This window comes from Pseudomonas sp. PDM24 (assembly GCF_019218905.1).
In the GTDB taxonomy this organism is placed as follows: domain Bacteria; phylum Pseudomonadota; class Gammaproteobacteria; order Pseudomonadales; family Pseudomonadaceae; genus Aquipseudomonas.
This window is the reverse complement of the sequence record NZ_JAHUWR010000001.1, coordinates 1,504,271-1,524,795: the sequence shown is the minus strand read 5'-3', so window position 1 is coordinate 1,524,795 and position 20,525 is coordinate 1,504,271. Positions and strand designations below refer to the sequence as shown.

Here is a 20,525-nt window from a genome sequence, read left to right as displayed (position 1 = left end):
TATTTACTCATTTTACGATGATTTGGCATTAGTCGAATGATACGCCATGTGCCCGATATCTGATGGTGGAGACTTATGACTACGTGTGAACAGACCTTGGTGAATTCTTCCGATGTACCGGTTTATCTGAAACTGGCAGCGGTCACCATGATCTGGGGCGGGACGTTCGTCGCCGGGCGATTTCTGGCCGACAGCCTCAGTCCGCTATTGGCCGCGAGCCTGCGGTTCTTGCTGGCGAGCGTGGCGTTGCTGCTGTTTCTGTTGCTGGCGCGGGTGCCTTTGGTGCGCCCCAGCCCTCGGCAATGGCTGCAACTGACGCTGCTGGGTTTTTTCGGGATTTTCTTCTACAACCTGTGCTTCTTTTATGGGCTGCATTACATCAACGCGTCACGGGCGTCGTTGATCGTGGCGTTGAATCCGGCTGTGATCGGCCTGGCGTCGTGGCTATTCTTCAAGGAGCGACTGAGTGGGGCAAAAATGTCCGGTATTGCGATCTGCATTGCCGGCGCCAGCCTGGTGATCGTCAGCCGCAATCCGCAGTTACTGGCCGGTGCTACTGATGCCTGGATCGGCGATCTGTTGATCTTCGGCTGCGTGCTCGGCTGGGGCATTTATTCTCTGTTCTCCAAAGGCCTGAATCAAACGTTGGGGCCGTTGCAGACGGTGACGTACTCGATTTTGCTGGGCACGCTGATGCTCTGGGTGACCAGCGCCGTGCGTGGTGAGCTGAGTGTCACAGCACTGGCTGAACTCGGCACGCAACAATGGTTGAGCCTGCTGTACCTGGGCGTACTGGGTTCGGCATTGGCCTATATTGGTTATTACGACGGTATCCGCAAAATCGGTGCGACGCGTTCGGGTGTGTTCATTGCCTTGAACCCGCTGACTGCCGTCCTGTTTGGCGCATTGTTGCTGGGTGAGCAATTGACACTGGTGATGTGCCTTGGCGGCGGGCTGATCCTGGCGGGGATTTTTCTGTGCAACAAACCGCTTGCGCACGCTACAAAAAGGGGGATTTTATAAGAAGGCGGACAAACTGATTTACGCTGTGTAGAATCGGGTTACGCATATAAGAATAATCGTCTTCTGGCAGCAGAAGCCTCGCCCGCAAGAGCCTTGGGTCGACAATGAAGAGTTTTGGGTTTCAATTGATCTACGGTGACTTCCTCGCCCGCAGCGTGCGGGGCATCTCCTGCGCGCCACCCGCCGGTCTCAGCATTGCTAGCAACTAACGATCCGTTAATTGACAAGAAAATGATGAGGCGCCAACCATGGCAGATTTATACGAAAACCCAATGGGCCTGATGGGCTTTGAGTTCATCGAATTCGCATCGCCGACCCCTAACACCCTGGAGCCGATCTTCCAGATCATGGGCTTCAGCAAGGTCGCGACCCACCGTTCCAAAGACGTGCACCTGTATCGCCAGGGCGCGATCAACCTGATCCTCAACAACGAACCCAACAGCGTGGCGTCGTACTTCGCGGCCGAACATGGCCCGTCGGTGTGCGGCATGGCGTTCCGCGTCAAGGATTCGCAAAAGGCCTACAAGCGTGCCCTGGAACTCGGTGCCCAGCCGATCCATATCGAAACCGGTCCGATGGAGCTGCACCTGCCGGCGATCAAAGGCATTGGCGGCGCGCCGCTGTACCTGATTGACCGTTTCGGCGAAGGCAGTTCGATCTATGACATCGACTTCGTGTTCATCGAAGGCGTTGACCGCAACCCGGTCGGAGCCGGCCTGAAGATCATCGATCACCTGACCCACAACGTGTATCGCGGTCGCATGGCTTACTGGGCCAACTTCTACGAGAAGCTGTTCAACTTCCGTGAAATCCGCTATTTCGACATCAAAGGCGAATACACCGGCCTGACCTCCAAGGCCATGACCGCGCCGGACGGCATGATCCGTATCCCGCTGAACGAAGAGTCCTCCAAGGGCGCCGGGCAGATCGAAGAGTTCCTGATGCAGTTCAACGGGGAGGGCATCCAGCACGTGGCCTTCCTCAGCGATGACCTGATCAAGACCTGGGATCACTTGAAAAGCATTGGCATGCGCTTCATGACACCGCCGCCAGACACCTACTACGAAATGCTCGAAGGCCGTTTGCCGAACCACGGCGAGCCGGTCAACGAATTGCAAGCGCGGGGCATTCTGCTGGATGGTTCGTCCGAATCGGGCGACAAGCGTCTGCTGCTGCAGATCTTCTCGGAAACCCTGATGGGCCCGGTGTTCTTTGAATTCATCCAGCGTAAAGGCGACGATGGCTTCGGCGAAGGCAACTTCAAGGCACTGTTCGAATCCATCGAGCGTGATCAGGTTCGTCGGGGTGTGCTCTCTACCGATTAACCCGGTTCAGGCGTGAAAAAGCCCGGTCAGCAGCAATGCTGGCCGGGCTTTTTTTGGATCATGCAAAACCATTTTTGGATCATGCAAAAACCCTTGTAGGAGCGAGGCTTGCCCGCGAAGGGGACGTTGAGGACGCTAAAAGCTTCGCGGGCAAGCCTCGCTCCTACAATTACATCGGCCGGCGTCGTTGCCGGACCAGATGCTTGAACCCTTCAAACACCAACACCAACACCGCCAACCAGATCGGAATATAGGTCAGCCATTCGCCGGCCTTGATACTTTCCCCCAACAGTAACGCAACGCCGAGCAACAGCACCGGCTCTACATAACTCAACAACCCGAACAGGCTGAACGGCAGCAACCGACTGGCAATGATGTAGACCACCAGCGCCGAAGCACTGATCACCCCGAGTATCGGGATCAACAGCGACAGCCACGGATGTTGATCAAACACGTCAAAACCTTGCTCGCCGCCCTGCACGAACCAGAACGCCACTGGCAGCATCAACGCCATGTCCAGCCAGAGCCCGCCAAGGTTGTCTGTCGCCAGGCGTTTGCGCAGGATGAAATAGATCGGATAGCCGACCACCACCAGCAAGGTCGCCCAGGAAAAACCGCCGACCTGATACAGCTCGTTTAGCACGCCGAGGCTGGCGAAGAACACGGCGATTTTCTGCAGATAGGAAAGGCGCTCGCCATAGACGATTCGCCCGGTCAAGACCATGGACAGCGGCAACAGGAAATACCCCAGCGACACGTCGAGGCTATAACCGTTGAGCGGTGCCCACATGAACAACCAGAGTTGCAGGCCCAGCAGCACTGCGGAGCCAACCAGCCCGACAATCAGCTTCGGCTTGCCAGCCAGCCGCCGAACAATCTCGACCACGCGCTTCCACTCACCGGACACCACCATGAACACCGTCATGCACGGCGCGGTCAGCAGCATCCGCCAACCGAAGATTTCTACGCCGCTCAAGGGGGAGAGCAGCGATGTGTAGTAATACATGACGGCAAACAGCATCGAGGCTGTAACCGATAGAGCGATACCTTTAGACAAACTGTCCTCGCGAGGTTGAACGTGAAACGGGTGCGGAGGATACGTGGTTTTCGAAGCGAATATTGTCCGAACGATCAACACCCATCGAGTGTGGCAGAAGCACAGACAAATGGTGGATGCAAAACCGCCATCGAGGGCAAGCCCGTTCCCACAATTTTCCGGTGTGTACTCAATGCCTGCGGCCCACACAAAACCCTGTGGGAGCGGGCTTGCTCGCGAAAACGGACTGCCAGTCAACATCAATGCTGAATGTGAAGCCGTCTTCGCGAGCAAGCCCGCTCCCACATTTTTGCCGGTGGTGTACACAATATTTCGGTCAACAAGAATCCTGTGGAAGCTAGCCTGCTCGCGTTAAATCTCAAGCCGTACGCGGTTTACGTCCCGGCACAAAATGGCTCACGTCATTGAACCCCGGCGTCGACGCGTGCCCCGGTGTCACCAGCGAATCAATAAACGCCTCGTCCTCAGCCGTGATCTTCACCGCCTGCGCCTTGGTGTACGCATCCCACTGTTCCTCAGTGCGAGGCCCGACGATGGCCGAAGTCACAGCGCCATTGTTCAGTACCCAGGCAATCGCGAACTCGACGATGCCCACGCCACGGCCCTGCGTGTATTCCTGGATCTGTTGGGCAATGCGTAACGACTCCACCCGCCATTCGGTTTCCAGGATGCGTTTGTCCTGACGACCCGCGCGGCTGTTGGCGTCCGGCGTCACGTCGGGCGCGTACTTGCCGCTGAGCACACCGCGCGCCAGCGGGCTGTATGGCACCACACCGAGGCCATAGTTTTGCGCGGCAGTGATCTGCTCGGTTTCCGCCTGACGGTTGACGATGTTGTACAGCGGCTGGCTGATGATCGGTCTATCGACACCGAGTTTGTCAGCCACACGAATCACTTCAGCGATACGCCAGCCACGGTAGTTCGACAGGCCCCAGTAACGGATCTTGCCCTGGCGGATCAAATCGCCAATGGCGGACACCGTGACGTCCAGCGGCGTGTTGTGGTCTTCGCGGTGCAGGTAATAGATGTCCAGATAATCGGTGCCCAACCTCGTCAGGCTGGCGTCGATGCCATTGAACAGGTGCTTGCGGCTCAGGCCGCTGCGGTTCGGCATACCGTCCACCGGTCCGAAGCCGACCTTGGTGGCCAGTACCCATTCCTGCCGCCGACTGGCGATCGCTTCGCCGACGATCTCTTCGGAACGGCCGTTGGTGTACACGTCCGCAGTGTCGATGAAGTTGATGCCCTGGTCCCAGGCCTTGTCGATGATTCGCAGGGAATCTTCGGTGCTGGTCTGCTCGCCGAACATCATGGTGCCCAATGTGAGGGTCGACACCTGTAAACCCGAATGACCCAGCGTGCGATAGCTCATGACGAAATCCTTTTACCGGTCAGAAAGCCCTAATCAAATACCAGAACCGTGACTGGGAGCAATCGGAATTATCAGGCCTGATTGCCCTTTTAAACCCGCAACGTCCGCGTCATGCGCAACGCCAGCAAACTCCCACAAACAATCACACCCGCCAGCAGATACAGCGCCGCATCAGTCGACCCGGTGCTGTCCTTGACCCAACCCACCAGGTACGGGCTAAGAAAACCCGCCATCTGCCCCATGGAGTTGATCAACGCCAACCCACCGGCTGCCGCACCCGCGCTGAGCATAGCGGTCGGCACGGGCCAGAACATCGGCAGGCCGGTGAGGGCGCCCATGGTGGCGATGGTCAGCCCGAGAATGGCGATGGCCGGGTTAGCGGCGAAGTTCACCGCAATCAACAGACCCACCGCGCCCATCAGCATCGGCACCACCAAGTGCCAGCGGCGTTCTTTGCGCAAATCTGCCGAGCGACCGACCATCAACATGAACACCGCCGCCAGCAGATACGGAATCGCACTGAGCCAACCAATCACCAGGTTATCGCTGAAACCGAGGTTCTTGATGATCGACGGCAACCAGAAGTTGATCGCGTAGACGCCGCTCTGGATGCAGAAATAAATCAGGCCAAAGGCCCAGATCGCCGGGTTCTTGAACACCGCCAGCAGGGAATCAGTGGCGGTTTTCGGTTTGCTGGCCAGGTCTTGCGCGTGATCGGCCTCAAGCACCGAACGCTCGTAGGGGGTCAGCCACTTGGCGTTGGCGTAACTGTCGCTGAGCAGGAAGTAGGCGAGGGCGCCGAGGATAACGGTCGGAATGCCTTGCAACAGGAACATCCACTGCCAGCCTGCCAAACCAGCCTGGCCTGCGCCGAAGTGGTTGAGGATCCAGCCGGAAAACGGGCTGCCGAGCAGGCCGGACACCGGGATCGCCGACATGAACAGCGCCATGATGCGGCCACGACGGAATGTCGGGAACCATTGCGAGAGGTAAAGCACCACGCCCGGAAAAAACCCGGCTTCGGCCGCACCGGTAAACAGGCGCAAGGTGTAGAACTCGGTCGGAGTGGTGACGAACAGCAGGCAGGTCGACAGCGTGCCCCAAGTGATCATCATCAGCGCGATCCAGCGTCGCGGGCCGAATTTGGTCAGGGCCAGGTTGCTCGGTACGCCGCACAGCACGTAGCCGATGAAGAAGATCCCGGCACCGAGGCCGTACACGGTTTCGCTGAATTTCAGTGCGTCGAGCATCTGCAGTTTGGCGAACCCGACGTTCACCCGGTCGAGGTAATTGAACAGGTAGCAGATGAAGATGAAGGGGATCAAGCGCAGGGTAATGCGTTTGTAAACGGCGTTTTTGTCGTCAGCGGTGGCCAGGGTAGCTGCGGCGCTCTGTGACATGGCGGGCTCTCTCTTTATTATGATTTTTTGCGACGCAAGGGTAACGTTGATCGCCCAGTGAGTCTCGGCCACCCCTTGGGTGGTTGTCTTTGTGCCTGAGCACAGGGTTTACGACCAAGGCCTGTGCGGGTGAACAACCCGTTCCATCACGTTCTCAAGGAACCGCGCTATGTTCGAACTCGATCACGACCTGGCCCAGGACATCGTCGACCGGGCGATGGCCATCCTGCCGTACAACGTCAATGTCATGGACAGCCAGGGGCTGATACTCGGCAGCGGCGAACCGGAGCGCATCAACACTCGCCACGAAGGCGCGCAATTGGTATTGGCCAACGGGCGCGTGGTGGAGATCGACGCGCAAACAGCGATTCACCTCAAAGGCGTGCAACCGGGCATCAACCTGCCGCTGTTGCTCGATCAGCGTTTGATTGGTGTGCTGGGCATTACCGGCGAACCCGAGCAATTGCGCACCTACGCCGAGCTGGTGCGAATGACCGCCGAGATGCTGGTGGGCCAGCGCAATCAGCAGGCCGAGCAGCAATGGCGGCGCCAGCGTTGCGATGATCTGCTGGCTCTGCTGCTCAGCGAGGCGGGGGATTCGCCGCGGTTGCTGGACGAAGCGCAGCAGCTGGGGCTCAAACCGCAGTTGACGCGGGTGCCGTATCTGTTCGAGTTGGGCCTGGAACACGGCCCGGGCCAAACCGTCGAAGCGCTCAGCGCCTGGCTGATGTCGCGTTATCCGGACAGTTGGTGCGTGAGCTCGGCCAAGTCTTCGTTGCTGTGGTGCCGACCGGCGACGCCTGCGATCGAAAATGATCGGCTGCTGGAGAAGCTCGATGGCCTCGGCTGGAATATTTTGCGCATTGCCGTGGGCGGGCAGGCCGATGGATTGTCGGGATTGCGCCGTTGCTATCGTCGGGTCGGTGATTTGCTGGCCTACGGGCGTGATGTGTTGCCGCATTCGCGCTTGCTGACGCTGAACCGCTATCGGCTACCGGTAATGCTCTGGCGGCACCGCAACGACGATGCGCTGGATGAACTGCTGCGTCCGCTGCGCAAAGTCATCGCCAAGGATGGCAACGGCCAACTGCTGGCGACCCTGCGCAGTTGGTGCGAACACGACGGCCAGAGCCAGGCCTGCGCCGATGCCTTGGGCATCCATCGCAACAGTTTGCGTTACCGCATGGAGCGGATCGCCGAGTTGAGTGGGGTTGATCCGTTGCGGTTGGATGGGATGTTGGCGCTGTATCTGGGTGTTCAGCTTCTGCCGCAAACTAATTAGAGAGGAGGTGATTGTAAGGACGCCTTCGCGGGCAAGCCTCGCTCCTACAAGAGCGCCGCACCCACTGTAGGAGCGAGGCTTGCCCGCGAAGAGGCCATCCCAATCGCTATCAATCCTGGGTTTTGTGGAAATGAACAATAATCCTCATACCTGCTTGTGCAGCGGACCGGCGTTATTGTTGATGGCGGCTGGCAGCATGGACGCATTGAAACTGGAGAATTCGCATGAAAATCGTCATCGCCCCCGATTCGTTCAAGGACAGCCTGAGTGCTCAAGGTGTGGCCGAGGCCATTGCGCTGGGGTTGGCGGAAGTCTGGCCGGATGCACACTTGATCAAGTGCCCGATGGCTGATGGCGGGGAAGGCACGGTCGAATCGATTCTGGCCGCATGCGACGGCGAACTGCGCCGTACCCATGTTCGCGGGCCGCTGGGTGCCACGGTCGATGCCGCGTGGGGCTGGTTGCCACAGAGTCACACCGCGATCATCGAAATGGCCGAGGCCAGTGGCCTGCAACTGGTTGCGCCGAACCTGCGCGATGCCTGCACCAGCAGCACCTACGGCACCGGTGAATTGATCCGCGCCGCGCTGGATGCCGGCGCGCAACGGGTGATCCTGGCGATTGGCGGCAGCGCCACCAACGACGGCGGCGCCGGGGCAATGCAGGCCTTGGGTGTGAAACTGCTGGACGCTCAGGACCAAACCCTGGTGCCGGGTGGCCTGGCCCTGGCGCAATTGGCCCGCCTCGATCTGAGTGAGATAGATCCGCGTCTGGCCAAGGTGCGCTTCGACATCGCCGCTGACGTCAATAACCCGCTGTGCGGCCCTCATGGTGCCTCAGCGATTTTTGGCCCGCAGAAAGGTGCAACACCCGAACAGGTCGAGCAACTGGACCAGGCCCTCGAGCACTTTGCTGAACTCTGCGCACCAGCTTTGGACAAGGACGTGCGCGACGAACCGGGCAGCGGCGCGGCGGGCGGCTTGGGGTTTGCCGCCAAGGCGTTTCTCGGTGCGCAATTTCAGGCTGGGGTGGAAGTGGTCGCCGAATTGGTGGGGCTGGCCGAGGCGGTCAAGGGCGCCGATCTGGTGATCACGGGCGAAGGTCGTTTCGATGCCCAGACGTTGCGCGGCAAAACCCCGTTTGGCGTGGCGCGCATCTCACGCCAGCACGGCGTGCCGGTCATCGTCATCGCCGGCACCTTGGGCGAGGGGTATCAGGCGCTGTACGAGCATGGCATCGATGCGGCCTTTGCCTTGGCCTGCGGACCGATGACATTGGAGCAGGCCTGCGCTGAAGCACCGCGTTTGTTGCGTGATCGCGCCCGTGATATTGCGCGGGTGTGGCGGGTGGCGGCCCGCAAGGCCTGACCAATGCCCGTCAGTTAAACGCAATCCATGTGGGAGCGGGCTTGCTCGCGTAAGCGGTGCGTCAGGCAACATCATTGTTGACTGTACCGCCGCCTTCGCGAGCAAGCCCGCTCCCACAGGTTCTGCATTTAAGCTAACGAGTGTTTCACCACTGAAACACTCCTGCCTCCCTTGAAAAATATTTCTCCAACCCCTGCAACAAACCTCAACCCCGGCCGATACAGCTAACAGGCGCACACAAACCTATTACAACAGTGGCGCCAAACTGAAAGGTGCGCGCGCCATCGCCCGCCCGAACAGTGATCCCCCGCAAGGATGCTCGCCGCCTCAATTACCGAGATCATCCTATGTCACTGCGTAATCTGAAAATCGCGCCTCGAGCTTTCCTGGGTTTCGCCTTCATTGCCTTGCTAGTGATCGTGCTGGGTGTGTTTGCGGTGAACCGCATGTCGATCATTCGCCAGGCCTCTGTCGATATGGAAATGACGCAGTTACCCAGCATCGGGTTTCTGGGTAACGTGACAGAGAACGTTCTGCGGCTGCGGATTCTCTCGTTCCGCGTACTGGTCAACCGTGATCCGGCGGCGTTGCAGGAAGCCCAGACCCGCATCAGCGTGCTCGTCGACAAGGTGCGCAGCGCCCAAGCCAGCTATGCCGCCTTGCCGGCCGGCCCTGAAGAAGCCGCGCTGTACAAAACCTTCGCGACAACCCTCGACAACTACATGCAGGCCCAGAGCCAAATGCTGGACCTGTCGCGGCAGAACAAACTGGAGGAGATGCGTGCCCTGATCAATACCCGGATCAAGGAAGGCACCGATCAGATGGGCGAGCAACTGAACAAACTGGTGGCGCTCAACGCCGCCGATGCCAAAGCCGCGTCGGCCAAGGCGGGTGAGCATTACAGCGAAGCCTTTATCGGCATCGTGACGGTGGCGGTAATGGCTTCGTTGCTGACCGTGCTGCTGGCCTGGCTGTTGACCCGCAGCATCCTCACACCGCTGAACCGTGCGGTGCTCGCGGCCGAAACCATTGCTGGCGGCAACCTGAGCAAGGTCATCGAGGTCGACGGCAACGACGAACCGGCGCGTTTGCTCGGCGCCTTGGCCGCCATGCAGACCAACCTGCGCAAGACCATCGAACAGATCGCCGGCTCCGCGACGCAACTGGGTGCTGCCGCGGAGGAACTCAGTACCGTGACGCAAGAAGCGTCACGGGGCCTGCAACAGCAAAACAACGAAATCGAACAGGCGGCCACCGCCGTCAACGAAATGACCGCCGCCGTGGAAGAAGTGGCGCGCAACGCGGTGTCGACCTCCGAAGCCTCGAACCAGTCGACCCAAGCGGCTCGCGAAGGTCGTGACCGGGTGGTGGAAACCGTCGACGCGATCCAGACCATGACCCACGACGTGCAAAACACCGCGTTGATGATCGAGGGCCTGGCGACTCAGGGCCGGGACATTGGCAAAGTGCTGGACGTGATTCGTGCCATCGCCGAACAGACCAACCTGCTGGCCCTCAACGCCGCGATCGAAGCGGCCCGTGCCGGGGAAGCCGGGCGTGGCTTTGCGGTGGTGGCGGACGAGGTCCGGGCGTTGGCCCATCGCACCGCGCAGTCGACCCAGGAAATCGAGAAGATGGTCGCCGGCATCCAGAACGGCACCGGCGAAGCGGTCTCGTCAATGCAGCAAAGCAATCAGCGCACCCAAAGCACGCTGGAAATGGCTCGTGCGGCGGGTATCGCCCTGGAGCAGATCACCCAATCGATTCAACTGATCAACGAACGCAACCTGGTGATCGCCAGCGCCTCGGAAGAACAGGCTCAGGTGTCCCGTGAAGTCGACCGCAATCTTGTGAACATTCGCGACCTGGCCACTCAGTCTGCCGCCGGTGCCAACCAGACCAGTGCAGCCACCCACGAACTGTCGCGATTGGCGGTTGATTTGAATGCGATGGTGGCGCGTTTCGTGATTTGAGATAGGGTTGAAACTGGAACTCGCGCGTTAGGAGAAGTACATGCGCTATTCAGCCTTGACCCAACGAATCGATGGTGACGGAGCCGCAGCCTGGAAGATTCATGATCGAGCGCTGGAATTGCGCGAGCAGGGCGTCGACGTGTTGCTGCTTTCCATTGGCGACCCGGATTTCGACACGCCGCTGCCGATCATTCACGCCGCCATCGATAGCCTGTTGGCGGGTGACACCCATTACTCGGATGTACGCGGCACCCGCGCGCTGCGCAGTAGCATCGCCAGCCGTCATCAGCGGCGCAGCGGCCAATTGGTGGATGCCGACCATGTGATCGTACTGCCTGGCGCGCAGTGCGCGGTGTATTCGGTTGCCCAATGCCTGCTCGACCCTGGCGATGAAGTGATCGTCGCCGAACCGATGTATGTGACCTATGAAGGCGTGTTCGGTGCCTGCGGAGCCAGCGTGGTGCCGGTGGCGGTGCGTCCGGAAAATGGCTTTCGGGTTGAACCGGCGGATGTCGCGGCGCTGATCACCTCAAAAACCCGCGTCATTTTGCTCAACAGCCCGAATAATCCCTCCGGTGCCAGTCTGTCGTTGAAGAGCTGGCAAGCGTTGGCAGCGTTGTGTGTGCGGCATGACCTTTGGCTGATCAGCGACGAGGTCTACAGCGACCTGTTGTTTGAGGGCGAGCACATCAGCCCGGCCAGTCTGCCGGGCATGGCCGAGCGCACCGCGACGATCAACAGTCTGTCCAAATCCCATGCCATGACCGGCTGGCGGGTGGGCTGGATGATCGGCCCTAAACCGTTGGCTGAACATTTGATGCATCTGTCGCTGTGCATGCTGTTCGGCCTTCCGGATTTCGTCCAGAACGCCGCGCAAGTAGCGCTCGATAAAGACTTGCCGGAAGTGGCACTGATGCGCGAGGAATATCGCCAGCGTCGCGATCTGGTGTGCGCAAGGCTAAGCGGTTGCCCGGGTATCCGGCCGATCAAACCGGATGGCGGGATGTTCGTGATGGTCGATGTGCGCCAGACCGGGCTCGGTGCGCAAGATTTTGCCGAGCGTTTGCTGGAAGGGTACGGCGTGTCGGTGCTGGCGGGCGAAGCCTTCGGGCCGAGCGCGGCGGGGCATATTCGCATTGGCCTGGTGGTGGATCAGGTGAGGCTGGCGGATGCGTGCCAGCGGATTGCATCGTGTGCGGCGCAGTTGCTGCAGGTGCGACGAGCCTGATCGATTTGTGTTGAGTTTGATGGCCTCTTCGCGGGCAAGCCTCGCTCCTACACGGGATTTTGTGGCGTTCACAAAACCCCGCGGGAGCAGGCTTGCCCGCGATGGTTATTGTACTTTTCAGGATTGCCTCTACGGTATCGCATAGACCTTGAACAGCTTTTTGTCCGTGTCGGTAATGCCTTCCAGGTAGGTGCCGTATGCCTGCTCGATCTCGCCCGATCGATACATTTCACTCAGCGCGGTGTCGACCAGCAAACGGAAATCTTCATCGTCTCGATCCACCGCCATTGCAGTCGGCGAGTACTCAAAAACTCGATCCAGCAGGACCAGATTCCCTGCGGAATAGTGATTGGCGAGGAGATTCTTCAGCATCATGCGTTCGGCGAAGAAGGCATCGGCTTTGCCTTCGGCGACCAGTTTGAGGCCCGCTTCAGTGTTCTCGACTGTGACCAGGGTGGCTACCACACCGAGTAATCGCATCTGTTGACGGATCCATGCCTCGGTGACGCCACCTGCGGTGGCGGCATAGGTTTGGTTGGCCAGCCCATGATTGATGGTCGCACGCCAGGTCGGTCCGGTATGGGCTACTTTGCCATTAAGTACATTGAGCAACGCCTCAGGCGCTTCCTGGCGCACCACTGCCGAGAGGCCGGCGGTGTAGATCGGAACCGAGAAGCTCACACGCTTGCGTCGCTCCAATGTGGGGGGCGTCGGCGTACAGAGGATGTCGATCTCGCCCGAGCTCACGGCACTCATCTCGTCGTTGACGGAGACGGGTCGGTAACGTACCTGCATCGCGGGCAAACCCAGTCCGGTCTTGATTTTGTCGGCAACCTTCAGACAAAGCTCGATCGCATAACCGCTGGCTTTGTCACCTTCCTGGACGCTAAAAGGTGCGAAGTCCGGCAGGTAACCAAGGGTGAAGGTATTGCTCGCCTGCACGCGTTCAAGGGTATTGGCACCAGCCAGTACCGGCACCATTGTGAGCAGGCAGACGAACAGCAAGTTAGTGGCTTTGGTCAGTTGTACGTTCATATCCTTGGCGCCCCGCATTCGGATGTCTGTGCTGTCTTGACGATTACAGCTAAGGATTGCCCGCCCTGGTCTGAGCGGTTGGAGACGCATCGACAAAACGCTTGGAGAGGAAGCCATAAAGCAGGTAGCCGAATGTAAGGACAATGAGTCCACCGAAAACGGCATCTTTGCCGCAGGCATAAAGGGCGTACAACGAATAGGCCACGGCGATCAGTAATAGCGTCGTGTTGCGTGTGTAGACCCCCGTACTGACTTTGGCTTTGTACATCATGACCAGCAGGCCGGTGGCGGCTGTCACGTATGGGATCAGGTTGGTCACTGCCGCCAGGCTGACGAGCTTCCCGAACTGGGCGCTGGCATTGGGCGAGATGGTCGACAGTGCCATCAAGGTCTGCAAGACGCCGCAGACGATCATGCCGACAATGGGCGCGTTCTGTGTGCTGACCTTGCTGAACAGTTTCGGAAACATCCCTTGATCAGCGGTCATCTTGGCCGTTTGCGCCAGGGTGAACTGCCAGCCCAGCAGCGAACCGATACAAGCCATCACTGCCAGCGCCATGACAATGTTGCCGACCACGGGGTTGAACATATGTGCATAGACGAGCGCGAAGGGCGCCGAAGAGTTGGCCAGTTCGGCATTGGGGATGATGCCCTGAATGACCGTAGTCGACAGCACATACACCACTGCCGCACCCAGCGTGCCGAACAGGCAGGCCAACGGTACGGTGCGCTTGGGATCTTCCACTGCATCGCAGGCCTGTGCCGCCGACTCCATGCCAAGAAAAGCCCACAGAGTAAGGGGAATAGCCTTACTGATGGCGTCGGAGATCGGCAGGTTGTTCGGATTCCAGGCGGCAATCAGCACATCGGGCTTGAACCAGAACCAACCGATGATGCTCAAGCCTGCCACCGGGATGATCACCCCCCACACGGTAATCGCGCCAATCTTGCCGGTGATACCGGGGCCACCGAAGTTGGCCACGGTGGTCAACCAGAGCAGGCCAACCGTACCGATGAACAGAGGGATGGCGCCACTGCCCAGCCAGGGCACGAACGATGTCATGTAGCCCACCGCGGAGATGGCGACGGCCACGTTGGCGATGCTCAGCGAGAGAAAGTACAGATACGAACAGAGGAAGAAGCCTGATTTGGCGTGCGCTTCTTCAGTGTAGGCAGACAACCCGCCTGAGCGCAGGCAGTAAATGCCGCACTGGGAAAAGCAGTAAGCGATGGCCATCGAACCGACGGCAGTGACGATCCATGACAGCAACGAAACGGCCCCGAGTTGGGCCATGCTCGTCGGCAACATGATGATGCCCGACCCCATCATGTTCACCGTCACCAGAGTGGTGAGCCCCATGAGGCTCATTTTCTTGCTTGAGTCGGCCATCGGAAACTCCTTGATCTGCTCAACACATTGACCATAGCCCTGATTGCCATGCTCAACGTCGGGAAATAGCCCATCGAACAGATTTATCGCCAGTCAGTCTCATCGAAGATGGCTTTTGGGATTCTGAACAGCAAAAAGAAATGGCCGACAGGGTATGACTCCATTGTAGGGGGGACTTTTCTTTAGCTGGCTCTGTCACATGTCCATACAAAACACATATGAGGTTTTACATGTCCAAGCTTGCAGAGTTCCGTGAACTGGAAAAACATCTGGCTAAACAGCTCCAGGTGCTCGAGGCACTGAAAGGTGATGCAGGCCTTCAAAAGGAAATTGATTTCGAAAAGAAGCTGCGTGATTTGCTAGCCAAATACGGCTATAGCCTGAAAGACGTGATCAATCTTCTTGAGCCACAAACGGGTCGTCGCGCATCAGTAACCGCGCCGAAATCCGGCACACGCAAGCCGCGCCAGGTGAAGATCTACAAAAATCCAAACACTGGCGAAGTCGTCGAGACCAAGGGCGGCAACCAGAAGAGACTGAGGGAATGGAAATCCAAATTCGGCTCTGCCACTGTCGAGTCCTGGCTGACCAAGTGAGTTTGATTTGTAGGAGCCCAGCTTGCCGCACCGCTGGCTCCTACATGTCCGATCCATCGTCACTTTCTCCCCCGAAACCACAAGATACGCCTTGGCGTGTCTTGTGGTATTTCAAGCGATGCTCGTCGCGGCAAGAGGCTCCCGCGATGCTGCGCGTGCAGCCAGGAAGGCAAAAACGGCCGCCACGCCCAGCACAGTGGCGCTCAACTCGAAGGTCGCTCGATAGCCGCTCAAGTCAAAGACCAGCCCGCCAACGGTTGCGCCAGACGCAATTGCCAGTTGGATGATCGCCACCATTAAGCCGCCTCCCGCTTCAGCAGCGTCTGGCAACGTTCTCGCCAGCCATGTCCACCATCCCACGGGCGCAGCAGTCGCAACCAGTCCCCAGAGGCCAAGCAAAACAGTCGTGGTAGCCGCCGAGCTACCGAATGAAACAAGCGCCAGTGCAATCACCGCCATCAAGATCGGGATGACGATGAGGGTTCGATGCAGGCCATTTTTCAAGAACGCTTCAATCAGGAAGGTTCCTGCGAGGCCCGCAATACCCAGGATGAGCAACATCAACGACAGCATGGAAACACTGACGTGCGTGACCGTTTCAAGAAACGGGCGCAAATAGGTAAACAGCATGAACTGGCCCATGAAAAACACGCTGACCGCCACCATTCCTAACGCGACCGGCGTGCGTTTCATCAACTTGAAGACGTTGCCAGTGCCTGAACCGCTTTGCGATTTCATCGGTGGAAGGCTTAACGACAGCCATACACAAGCGACTATCGCGACTGGGATGACGCACAAGAATGCACCGCGCCAGCCAATCAGGGCGCCGAGAAAACTGCCCAATGGCGCTGCAATAACCGTCGCCAAAGCGTTGCCGCCGTTGACGATGGCCATTGCGCGAGTGATCTGGTCATCAGGCACCAGGCGCATGGCGGTTGCCGCCGACAATGACCAGAATCCACCTATCGCAACACCGATCAGCGCGCGGCCGGTCATGAACACCCAGTAGTTCGGGGCGAACACGACCACTGTTCCAGAAAGGATCATAAGCAGTGTCAGTGAAAGGAGCAGCGGTTTGCGGTCAACCCGCGCAGCCACCGATGCGATCAGAAGACTGGTGAACAAGGCAAACAGCCCCGAAACGGAGATTCCCTGGCCGGCTTGTCCCTCGGTGACGTGTAGATCTGCGGCAATCGGTGTCAGCAGGCTGACGGGCATGAACTCCGATGCCACCAGCACGAAGGCGGCGAGGGACATGGCGAATACGGCGCCCCATGATTTATGGGGCACAGGGAGGAGGTGATCAGTCATTGGTTGAATCCTGTATTGCGCGAAGCGTCGTAGCCCCAAGGACGAGGCTACGAGAGAAGTGATGCCCGGCCAGGGCACCGATCAGACTACTTCAGGGTGCTTTTGAAGAACGTGGTCAACTTGGCGAATGGAATGAGGTTGACCCGGTCGTAAAGATCCACGTGTCCGGCATCTGGAATAATGAGCAACTCTTTAGGCTCGGCGGCCCGCTTGTAGGCGTCCTCACTGAACTCGCGTGAGTGTGCCTGGGCGCCGGCAATGAACAGCAGCGGGCGAGGGGAGATAGTCTCGATGTCATTGAACGGATAGAAGTTCATGAACTTCACGTTGCTGGTCAGCGTCGGCATGGTGGTTGTCTGCGGCGATGCGCCGGCCGGAGTGACTTCGCCTCGGTGGGTGCGATAAAAATCGTAGAACTCGTCACCCACGGCATTGCCGGTCAGTTTGAGCGGCGTGCCGCCGGTGTAGCGGATTTCGCCACCCTGGAATTCGGCATAGCGCTGCTCGGTGGCGTCGCGAATGATCTGCTGGCGTTGTTCCGCAGTCACTGCGTGTTTGAGACCGTTACGGTTGGCCGCACCCATGTCGTACATGCTGACGGTGGCAATGGCCTTCATACGCGGATCAATCTTGGCCGCACTGATAGCGAAGCTGCCACTGCCGCAGATGCCGAGGACGCCGATTCGCTCAGGATCGACAATTGGGTGAGTGCCGAGAAAGTCCACGGCGGCACTGAAGTCTTCTGCGTAAATATCGGGCGAGACGGCCTGGCGAGGCGTGCCCTCGCTCTCACCCCAGAAGGATAAATCCAGGGACAGGGTGACAAATCCTTGTTCGGCCATTTTGGTGGCGTACAAGTTCGCACTCTGCTCTTTCACCGCCCCCATTGGATGGCCGACGATGATGGCGGCGTTCCTGGATTTGGAGGCGAGGTCTTTCGGGGTGAACAGGTTGCCCGCTACCTTCATACCGTATTGATTCTTGAAGGTAACCTTTTCAACGGTCACTTTCTCGCTTTTGTAGAAGTTGTCCGCGCCGTTTGACATATCGGCTCCCATTGAAGAAAAAGAGGCAACGAGAAGCCCCAGGGCAAGAAAAATTCCTTTCACCGGATAGTCCTTTCGATTGAGTTGTAGTTTGCTGGAGTGCTTTGACCCAGTGCTTAATCAGCCAACATGGCGTTGTCGATCACGAAGCAATACTTGACGTCATGGGAGATTCCTCAATGGGTTTGTCGGATGAACATTCTCCGGTTCTGCCCATACTCCCTGTAGTGCATATCGCTGGATTACTTGCCTGATCCTATGAGTCTCTGTTTTTTTGCAGGACGGTCGTGAACTGGCGAGTTAGAGTTCAGCGAAGAGGTACTAGACGAACATGACGATCAAACACGGCACCGCACCGCAACAGACATCGCCGCAAGAAACGCTTGCGCAGATCATCGGCGCGCAGATCCCGAAACCAGGTGATTACGGAACGCCCATTACGGGCCTCGGCTTCTTCAGGCGCGAACATCCATCGCCGCCCGTCGTCTGCATGGTGGAGCCAAGCATCATCCTCGTCGCCCGGGGTGAGAAACAGCTCTGGGTAGGCGGCGAAGGCTACCCGTATGACACGTCGCGATTTCTGATCACCTCATTGGACTTGCCTGCCAATTCGCAAGTGCTGGCGGCAAGCCCGGAACAGCCATGCCTGGGACTCACTTTGAAGCTCGATCTGCGCATGCTGGCTGAGCTGATAGCACAAAGTGACCTACCGCCAACCCGTGATCGATCAGTTGCGAAGGGGGTAGGAATTGGTTCAGTGACCCCTGCAATGCTGGCGTCATTCGAGCGCTTATTAGCACTGCTCGATGAGCCGGAATCCATTCCTGTTCTGGCCCCCTTGATTCAACGCGAGATTCACTACCGTCTCTTGCAGAGTGATCAGGCGAGCCGGCTACGACAAATAACTTCTGTCGATGGCCAAGGTTATCGGATCGCCAAAGCCATCGATTGGCTGAAGTTGAATTACACCTCAGCGCTTCGCGTCGATGAACTTGCAGCCCGAGTGCAGATGAGCACTCCGACCTTTCACCACCACTTCCGTCAACTCACCACAATGAGCCCCTTGCAGTACCAGAAATGGCTGCGACTGAACGAGGCGAGGCGATTGATGCTCAATGAACACCAGGACGTATCCAGTGCGGCTTACAAGGTTGGATATGAAAGCCCGTCCCAGTTCAGCCGCGAATACAGCCGTCTGTTTGGCGTACCTCCCAAGCGGGATATTGCGGTGTTGCGAGGGCAGGGGTAGCTATAGCGTCAAGCTGACGAATTGCGTTTGCTTACGCTTTTTAAACGCTATCGAGATAAAACGACTAAACAACCATTTAGCATAGTTATAATCTATCGAATAGACCTACATAATAGTTTAAGTGTTTTAAGGAGGGCGATCCACATGACCAACAGTGAGCTCAACATTCAAATACCCAACGCTGAAGCAGTCATCGCCGCATTGGCTCTGGAGCCTCACATGGAAGGCGGTTTCTACCGAAGAACCTTTCAATCTGATCACCACGCTATGGTCGAGATCAATGGAGGTCAACGTCACTTGATGACTTCAATTTATTACTTGCTGACCAAGGATTCGCCTATAGGTCATTTTCACATGAATCAATCGGACATCGTTCATTACTACCATTTGGGAAACCCGATTCAGTACAGCCTGATTTTTCCAGACGGCACGTTGAATACTGTGGTGATGGGCAGCGACGTTATCGCCGGGCAGTGTTTGCAGCTGCATGTACCTGGTGGCGTCTGGAAAGCTTCGCAACTGATGAATGGTTTAGCGGAATACGGTTTGATCAGTGAAGCGGTTTCACCAGGGTTTGATTTTGCAGATATGGAGATGGGTAATCGACAGAAGCTCAGAGAGCAGTTTCCCGAGCATTCGGAACTGATTGGGAAGCTGACCCAAGGATGAGGGGCTTGGGTGAAATGAGGGCTTCAAAATCTGCGTGCAACCGGGCTAATCTTGAAACATCATGTTACGTGTAATGTATATTATGTTAAATGATGTGTCAGAGCGGAACTTCTACCAAAGGTTCTTTCAAGCTACCAATCCCCGATCCCTGTTTGAGCCAACTCTATACCCCGGTTCCAGCAATCGACGCTCGAACCGTCTGATCATGTATGACCCAACCCGGGAAGCTTCGGCTCTGAGTTCGATGACAGGCACCCAGATCAAAGCATCAGCCGGCTACCGCTACAGCGACAAATCACTCCTTCGATCCTGCTAATGATCTATAGCTACGGCTATCTCAACCGCATCAAGGCCGGCGCAGCTAACTTCGCCTGGACGCTATAGATCTCAGAAATCACCTGCATCGTTGCGTCTTCGATCGTTCCTTCATTACGGCATAAAACCCAGCCGTGATCTGCAATCGCTTGCTCGAACGCCTTGGTACAAGCGATCTGTTCTTCCAGATTATGGATCACCGTACTGCTCAGCCCACGCCGTCGTGCCGCTGCCCTTGCCCATGAAATTTCAGGGGCGGTGACAACCCCGACATGCAGGTCTGGCACTCGCACGTTTCGATCAATGTTTAACTGTAGAATTTCTGCAAACGGGACTATCCGGCGAAACGCGGCATCAGACGGGTACCAGCGATCGATCAAGATGATGCTGCCTGGTGGCTGTTTAGCCAGCACGTGTTGGGAAATCCAGGTACGGCTATCAGCAAAGCGCTCACAAACCTCCAACTCCAAATCCCGGGAGGGATTTCTGACGAGTTTGTTCACGAGGGCCATTGTTTCACCCCTACAGGGATCGCTTTTACTCTCACAAAGTCGGATCACCTTTTTATTGTCTGCCCTCAGTACTTTCGTAACGGCCTCCAACAGTGTGGTTTTGCCGGCTCCCTTGGGCCCATCTAGAGAAACAAACAGCGGACGATTCATTCTTCACATAACGATTGATATACGGTTTCTTTTGCCCTGTTCGTTCGCTGGAGCCACTTGGCGCGACTATGCGAATCGAGTGGAGGGTCCTTATGAACTGAACACTCTAACCGTCGCTCTCAGCTTTCGACAGGCGAAGCGCCGAAATTGTGGAAGTTTCTGTAAAAATCCGAGTCTCAGAGCGGTGGGAACGATTAAAGTCGCTTATCCAGCCGGCGCATTCTT

At 57.6% G+C, this 20,525-nt stretch carries 17 protein-coding genes; 9 read left to right on the top strand and 8 right to left on the bottom strand.

The annotated features are described in order from the left end of the window. Window positions 1-75: 75 nt before the first annotated feature. A complete protein-coding gene (locus KW837_RS06850) occupies window positions 76-1,023 on the top strand; it encodes a DMT family transporter (RefSeq protein WP_218394993.1) in 948 nt (315 codons plus the stop codon). A gap of 248 nt (window positions 1,024-1,271) precedes the next feature. Continuing rightward, window positions 1,272-2,348 carry a 4-hydroxyphenylpyruvate dioxygenase gene (hppD, locus tag KW837_RS06845; protein WP_218394992.1) on the top strand — a complete coding sequence of 359 codons (1,077 nt, stop codon included), beginning with the start codon at window positions 1,272-1,274 and terminating at the stop codon, window positions 2,346-2,348. 169 nt (window positions 2,349-2,517) lie between these two features. On the opposite strand, the gene rarD is transcribed toward hppD, so the two are convergent. The 3 genes from rarD to KW837_RS06830 all read right to left on the bottom strand — a co-directional run bounded on the left by rarD (window position 2,518) and on the right by KW837_RS06830 (window position 6,177). Next, window positions 2,518-3,405: an EamA family transporter RarD gene (gene rarD / locus KW837_RS06840; RefSeq protein WP_192344614.1), complete on the bottom strand. Its 888-nt coding sequence runs from the start codon at window positions 3,403-3,405 to the stop codon at window positions 2,518-2,520. Between the two features lie 358 nt (window positions 3,406-3,763). After that, the gene (locus tag KW837_RS06835; protein ID WP_218394991.1) at window positions 3,764-4,777 is read right to left on the bottom strand and encodes an aldo/keto reductase; all 1,014 of its coding nucleotides are present in this window, start codon (window positions 4,775-4,777) and stop codon (window positions 3,764-3,766) included. An 89-nt stretch (window positions 4,778-4,866) separates the two neighbouring features. Beyond that, entirely contained in the window at window positions 4,867-6,177 is a 1,311-nt protein-coding gene (locus tag KW837_RS06830) for an MFS transporter (RefSeq protein WP_063343739.1), read from the bottom strand. Between the two features lie 169 nt (window positions 6,178-6,346). Here KW837_RS06830 and KW837_RS06825 point away from each other — a divergent pair, with 169 nt between their 5' ends. The 4 genes from KW837_RS06825 (at window position 6,347) to KW837_RS06810 (ending at window position 12,027) form a co-directional block, all read left to right on the top strand. After that, window positions 6,347-7,459, top strand: a complete 1,113-nt coding sequence (locus tag KW837_RS06825; protein WP_218394990.1) for a sugar diacid recognition domain-containing protein — start codon at window positions 6,347-6,349, stop codon at window positions 7,457-7,459. Between the two features lie 224 nt (window positions 7,460-7,683). After that, window positions 7,684-8,826: a glycerate kinase gene (locus KW837_RS06820; protein ID WP_218394989.1), complete on the top strand. Its 1,143-nt coding sequence runs from the start codon at window positions 7,684-7,686 to the stop codon at window positions 8,824-8,826. 347 nt (window positions 8,827-9,173) lie between these two features. Next, window positions 9,174-10,799, top strand: a complete 1,626-nt coding sequence (locus KW837_RS06815) for a methyl-accepting chemotaxis protein (RefSeq protein WP_218394988.1) — start codon at window positions 9,174-9,176, stop codon at window positions 10,797-10,799. Between the two features lie 40 nt (window positions 10,800-10,839). Further along, window positions 10,840-12,027 (top strand): pyridoxal phosphate-dependent aminotransferase, encoded by a 1,188-nt coding sequence (locus KW837_RS06810; protein ID WP_192344620.1) that lies wholly within the window; start codon window positions 10,840-10,842, stop codon window positions 12,025-12,027. Between the two features lie 129 nt (window positions 12,028-12,156). Here the strand turns inward: KW837_RS06810 and KW837_RS06805 are convergent, their stop codons facing one another. After that, entirely contained in the window at window positions 12,157-13,062 is a 906-nt protein-coding gene (locus KW837_RS06805; protein ID WP_218394987.1) for an amino acid ABC transporter substrate-binding protein, read from the bottom strand. Window positions 13,063-13,111: 49 nt separating this feature from the next. Then, window positions 13,112-14,452, bottom strand: a complete 1,341-nt coding sequence (potE, locus tag KW837_RS06800; RefSeq protein WP_218394986.1) for a putrescine-ornithine antiporter — start codon at window positions 14,450-14,452, stop codon at window positions 13,112-13,114. Window positions 14,453-14,682: 230 nt separating this feature from the next. Between potE and KW837_RS06795 the strand changes: the two genes are divergently transcribed. After that, window positions 14,683-15,048 carry a histone-like nucleoid-structuring protein, MvaT/MvaU family gene (locus tag KW837_RS06795; protein ID WP_123494736.1) on the top strand — a complete coding sequence of 122 codons (366 nt, stop codon included), beginning with the start codon at window positions 14,683-14,685 and terminating at the stop codon, window positions 15,046-15,048. A 111-nt stretch (window positions 15,049-15,159) separates the two neighbouring features. Here the strand turns inward: KW837_RS06795 and KW837_RS06790 are convergent, their stop codons facing one another. Together KW837_RS06790 and KW837_RS06785 are read right to left on the bottom strand one after the other, a co-directional pair. Continuing rightward, a complete protein-coding gene (locus KW837_RS06790) occupies window positions 15,160-16,359 on the bottom strand; it encodes an MFS transporter (RefSeq protein ID WP_218394985.1) in 1,200 nt (399 codons plus the stop codon). An 86-nt stretch (window positions 16,360-16,445) separates the two neighbouring features. After that, window positions 16,446-17,405 (bottom strand): alpha/beta hydrolase, encoded by a 960-nt coding sequence (locus tag KW837_RS06785; protein WP_371317109.1) that lies wholly within the window; start codon window positions 17,403-17,405, stop codon window positions 16,446-16,448. A 331-nt stretch (window positions 17,406-17,736) separates the two neighbouring features. On the opposite strand from KW837_RS06785, the gene KW837_RS06780 reads away from it, so the two are divergent. Next, the gene (locus KW837_RS06780; protein WP_218394983.1) at window positions 17,737-18,654 is read left to right on the top strand and encodes an AraC family transcriptional regulator; all 918 of its coding nucleotides are present in this window, start codon (window positions 17,737-17,739) and stop codon (window positions 18,652-18,654) included. A gap of 144 nt (window positions 18,655-18,798) precedes the next feature. Beyond that, on the top strand, window positions 18,799-19,323 hold the full coding sequence (locus KW837_RS06775) for a cupin domain-containing protein (RefSeq protein WP_218394982.1): 525 nt from the start codon (window positions 18,799-18,801) through the stop codon (window positions 19,321-19,323). Window positions 19,324-19,655: 332 nt separating this feature from the next. On the opposite strand, the gene KW837_RS06770 is transcribed toward KW837_RS06775, so the two are convergent. Further along, window positions 19,656-20,300, bottom strand: a complete 645-nt coding sequence (locus KW837_RS06770) for a dTMP kinase (protein WP_218394981.1) — start codon at window positions 20,298-20,300, stop codon at window positions 19,656-19,658. Between the last annotated feature and the right edge of the window lie 225 nt (window positions 20,301-20,525).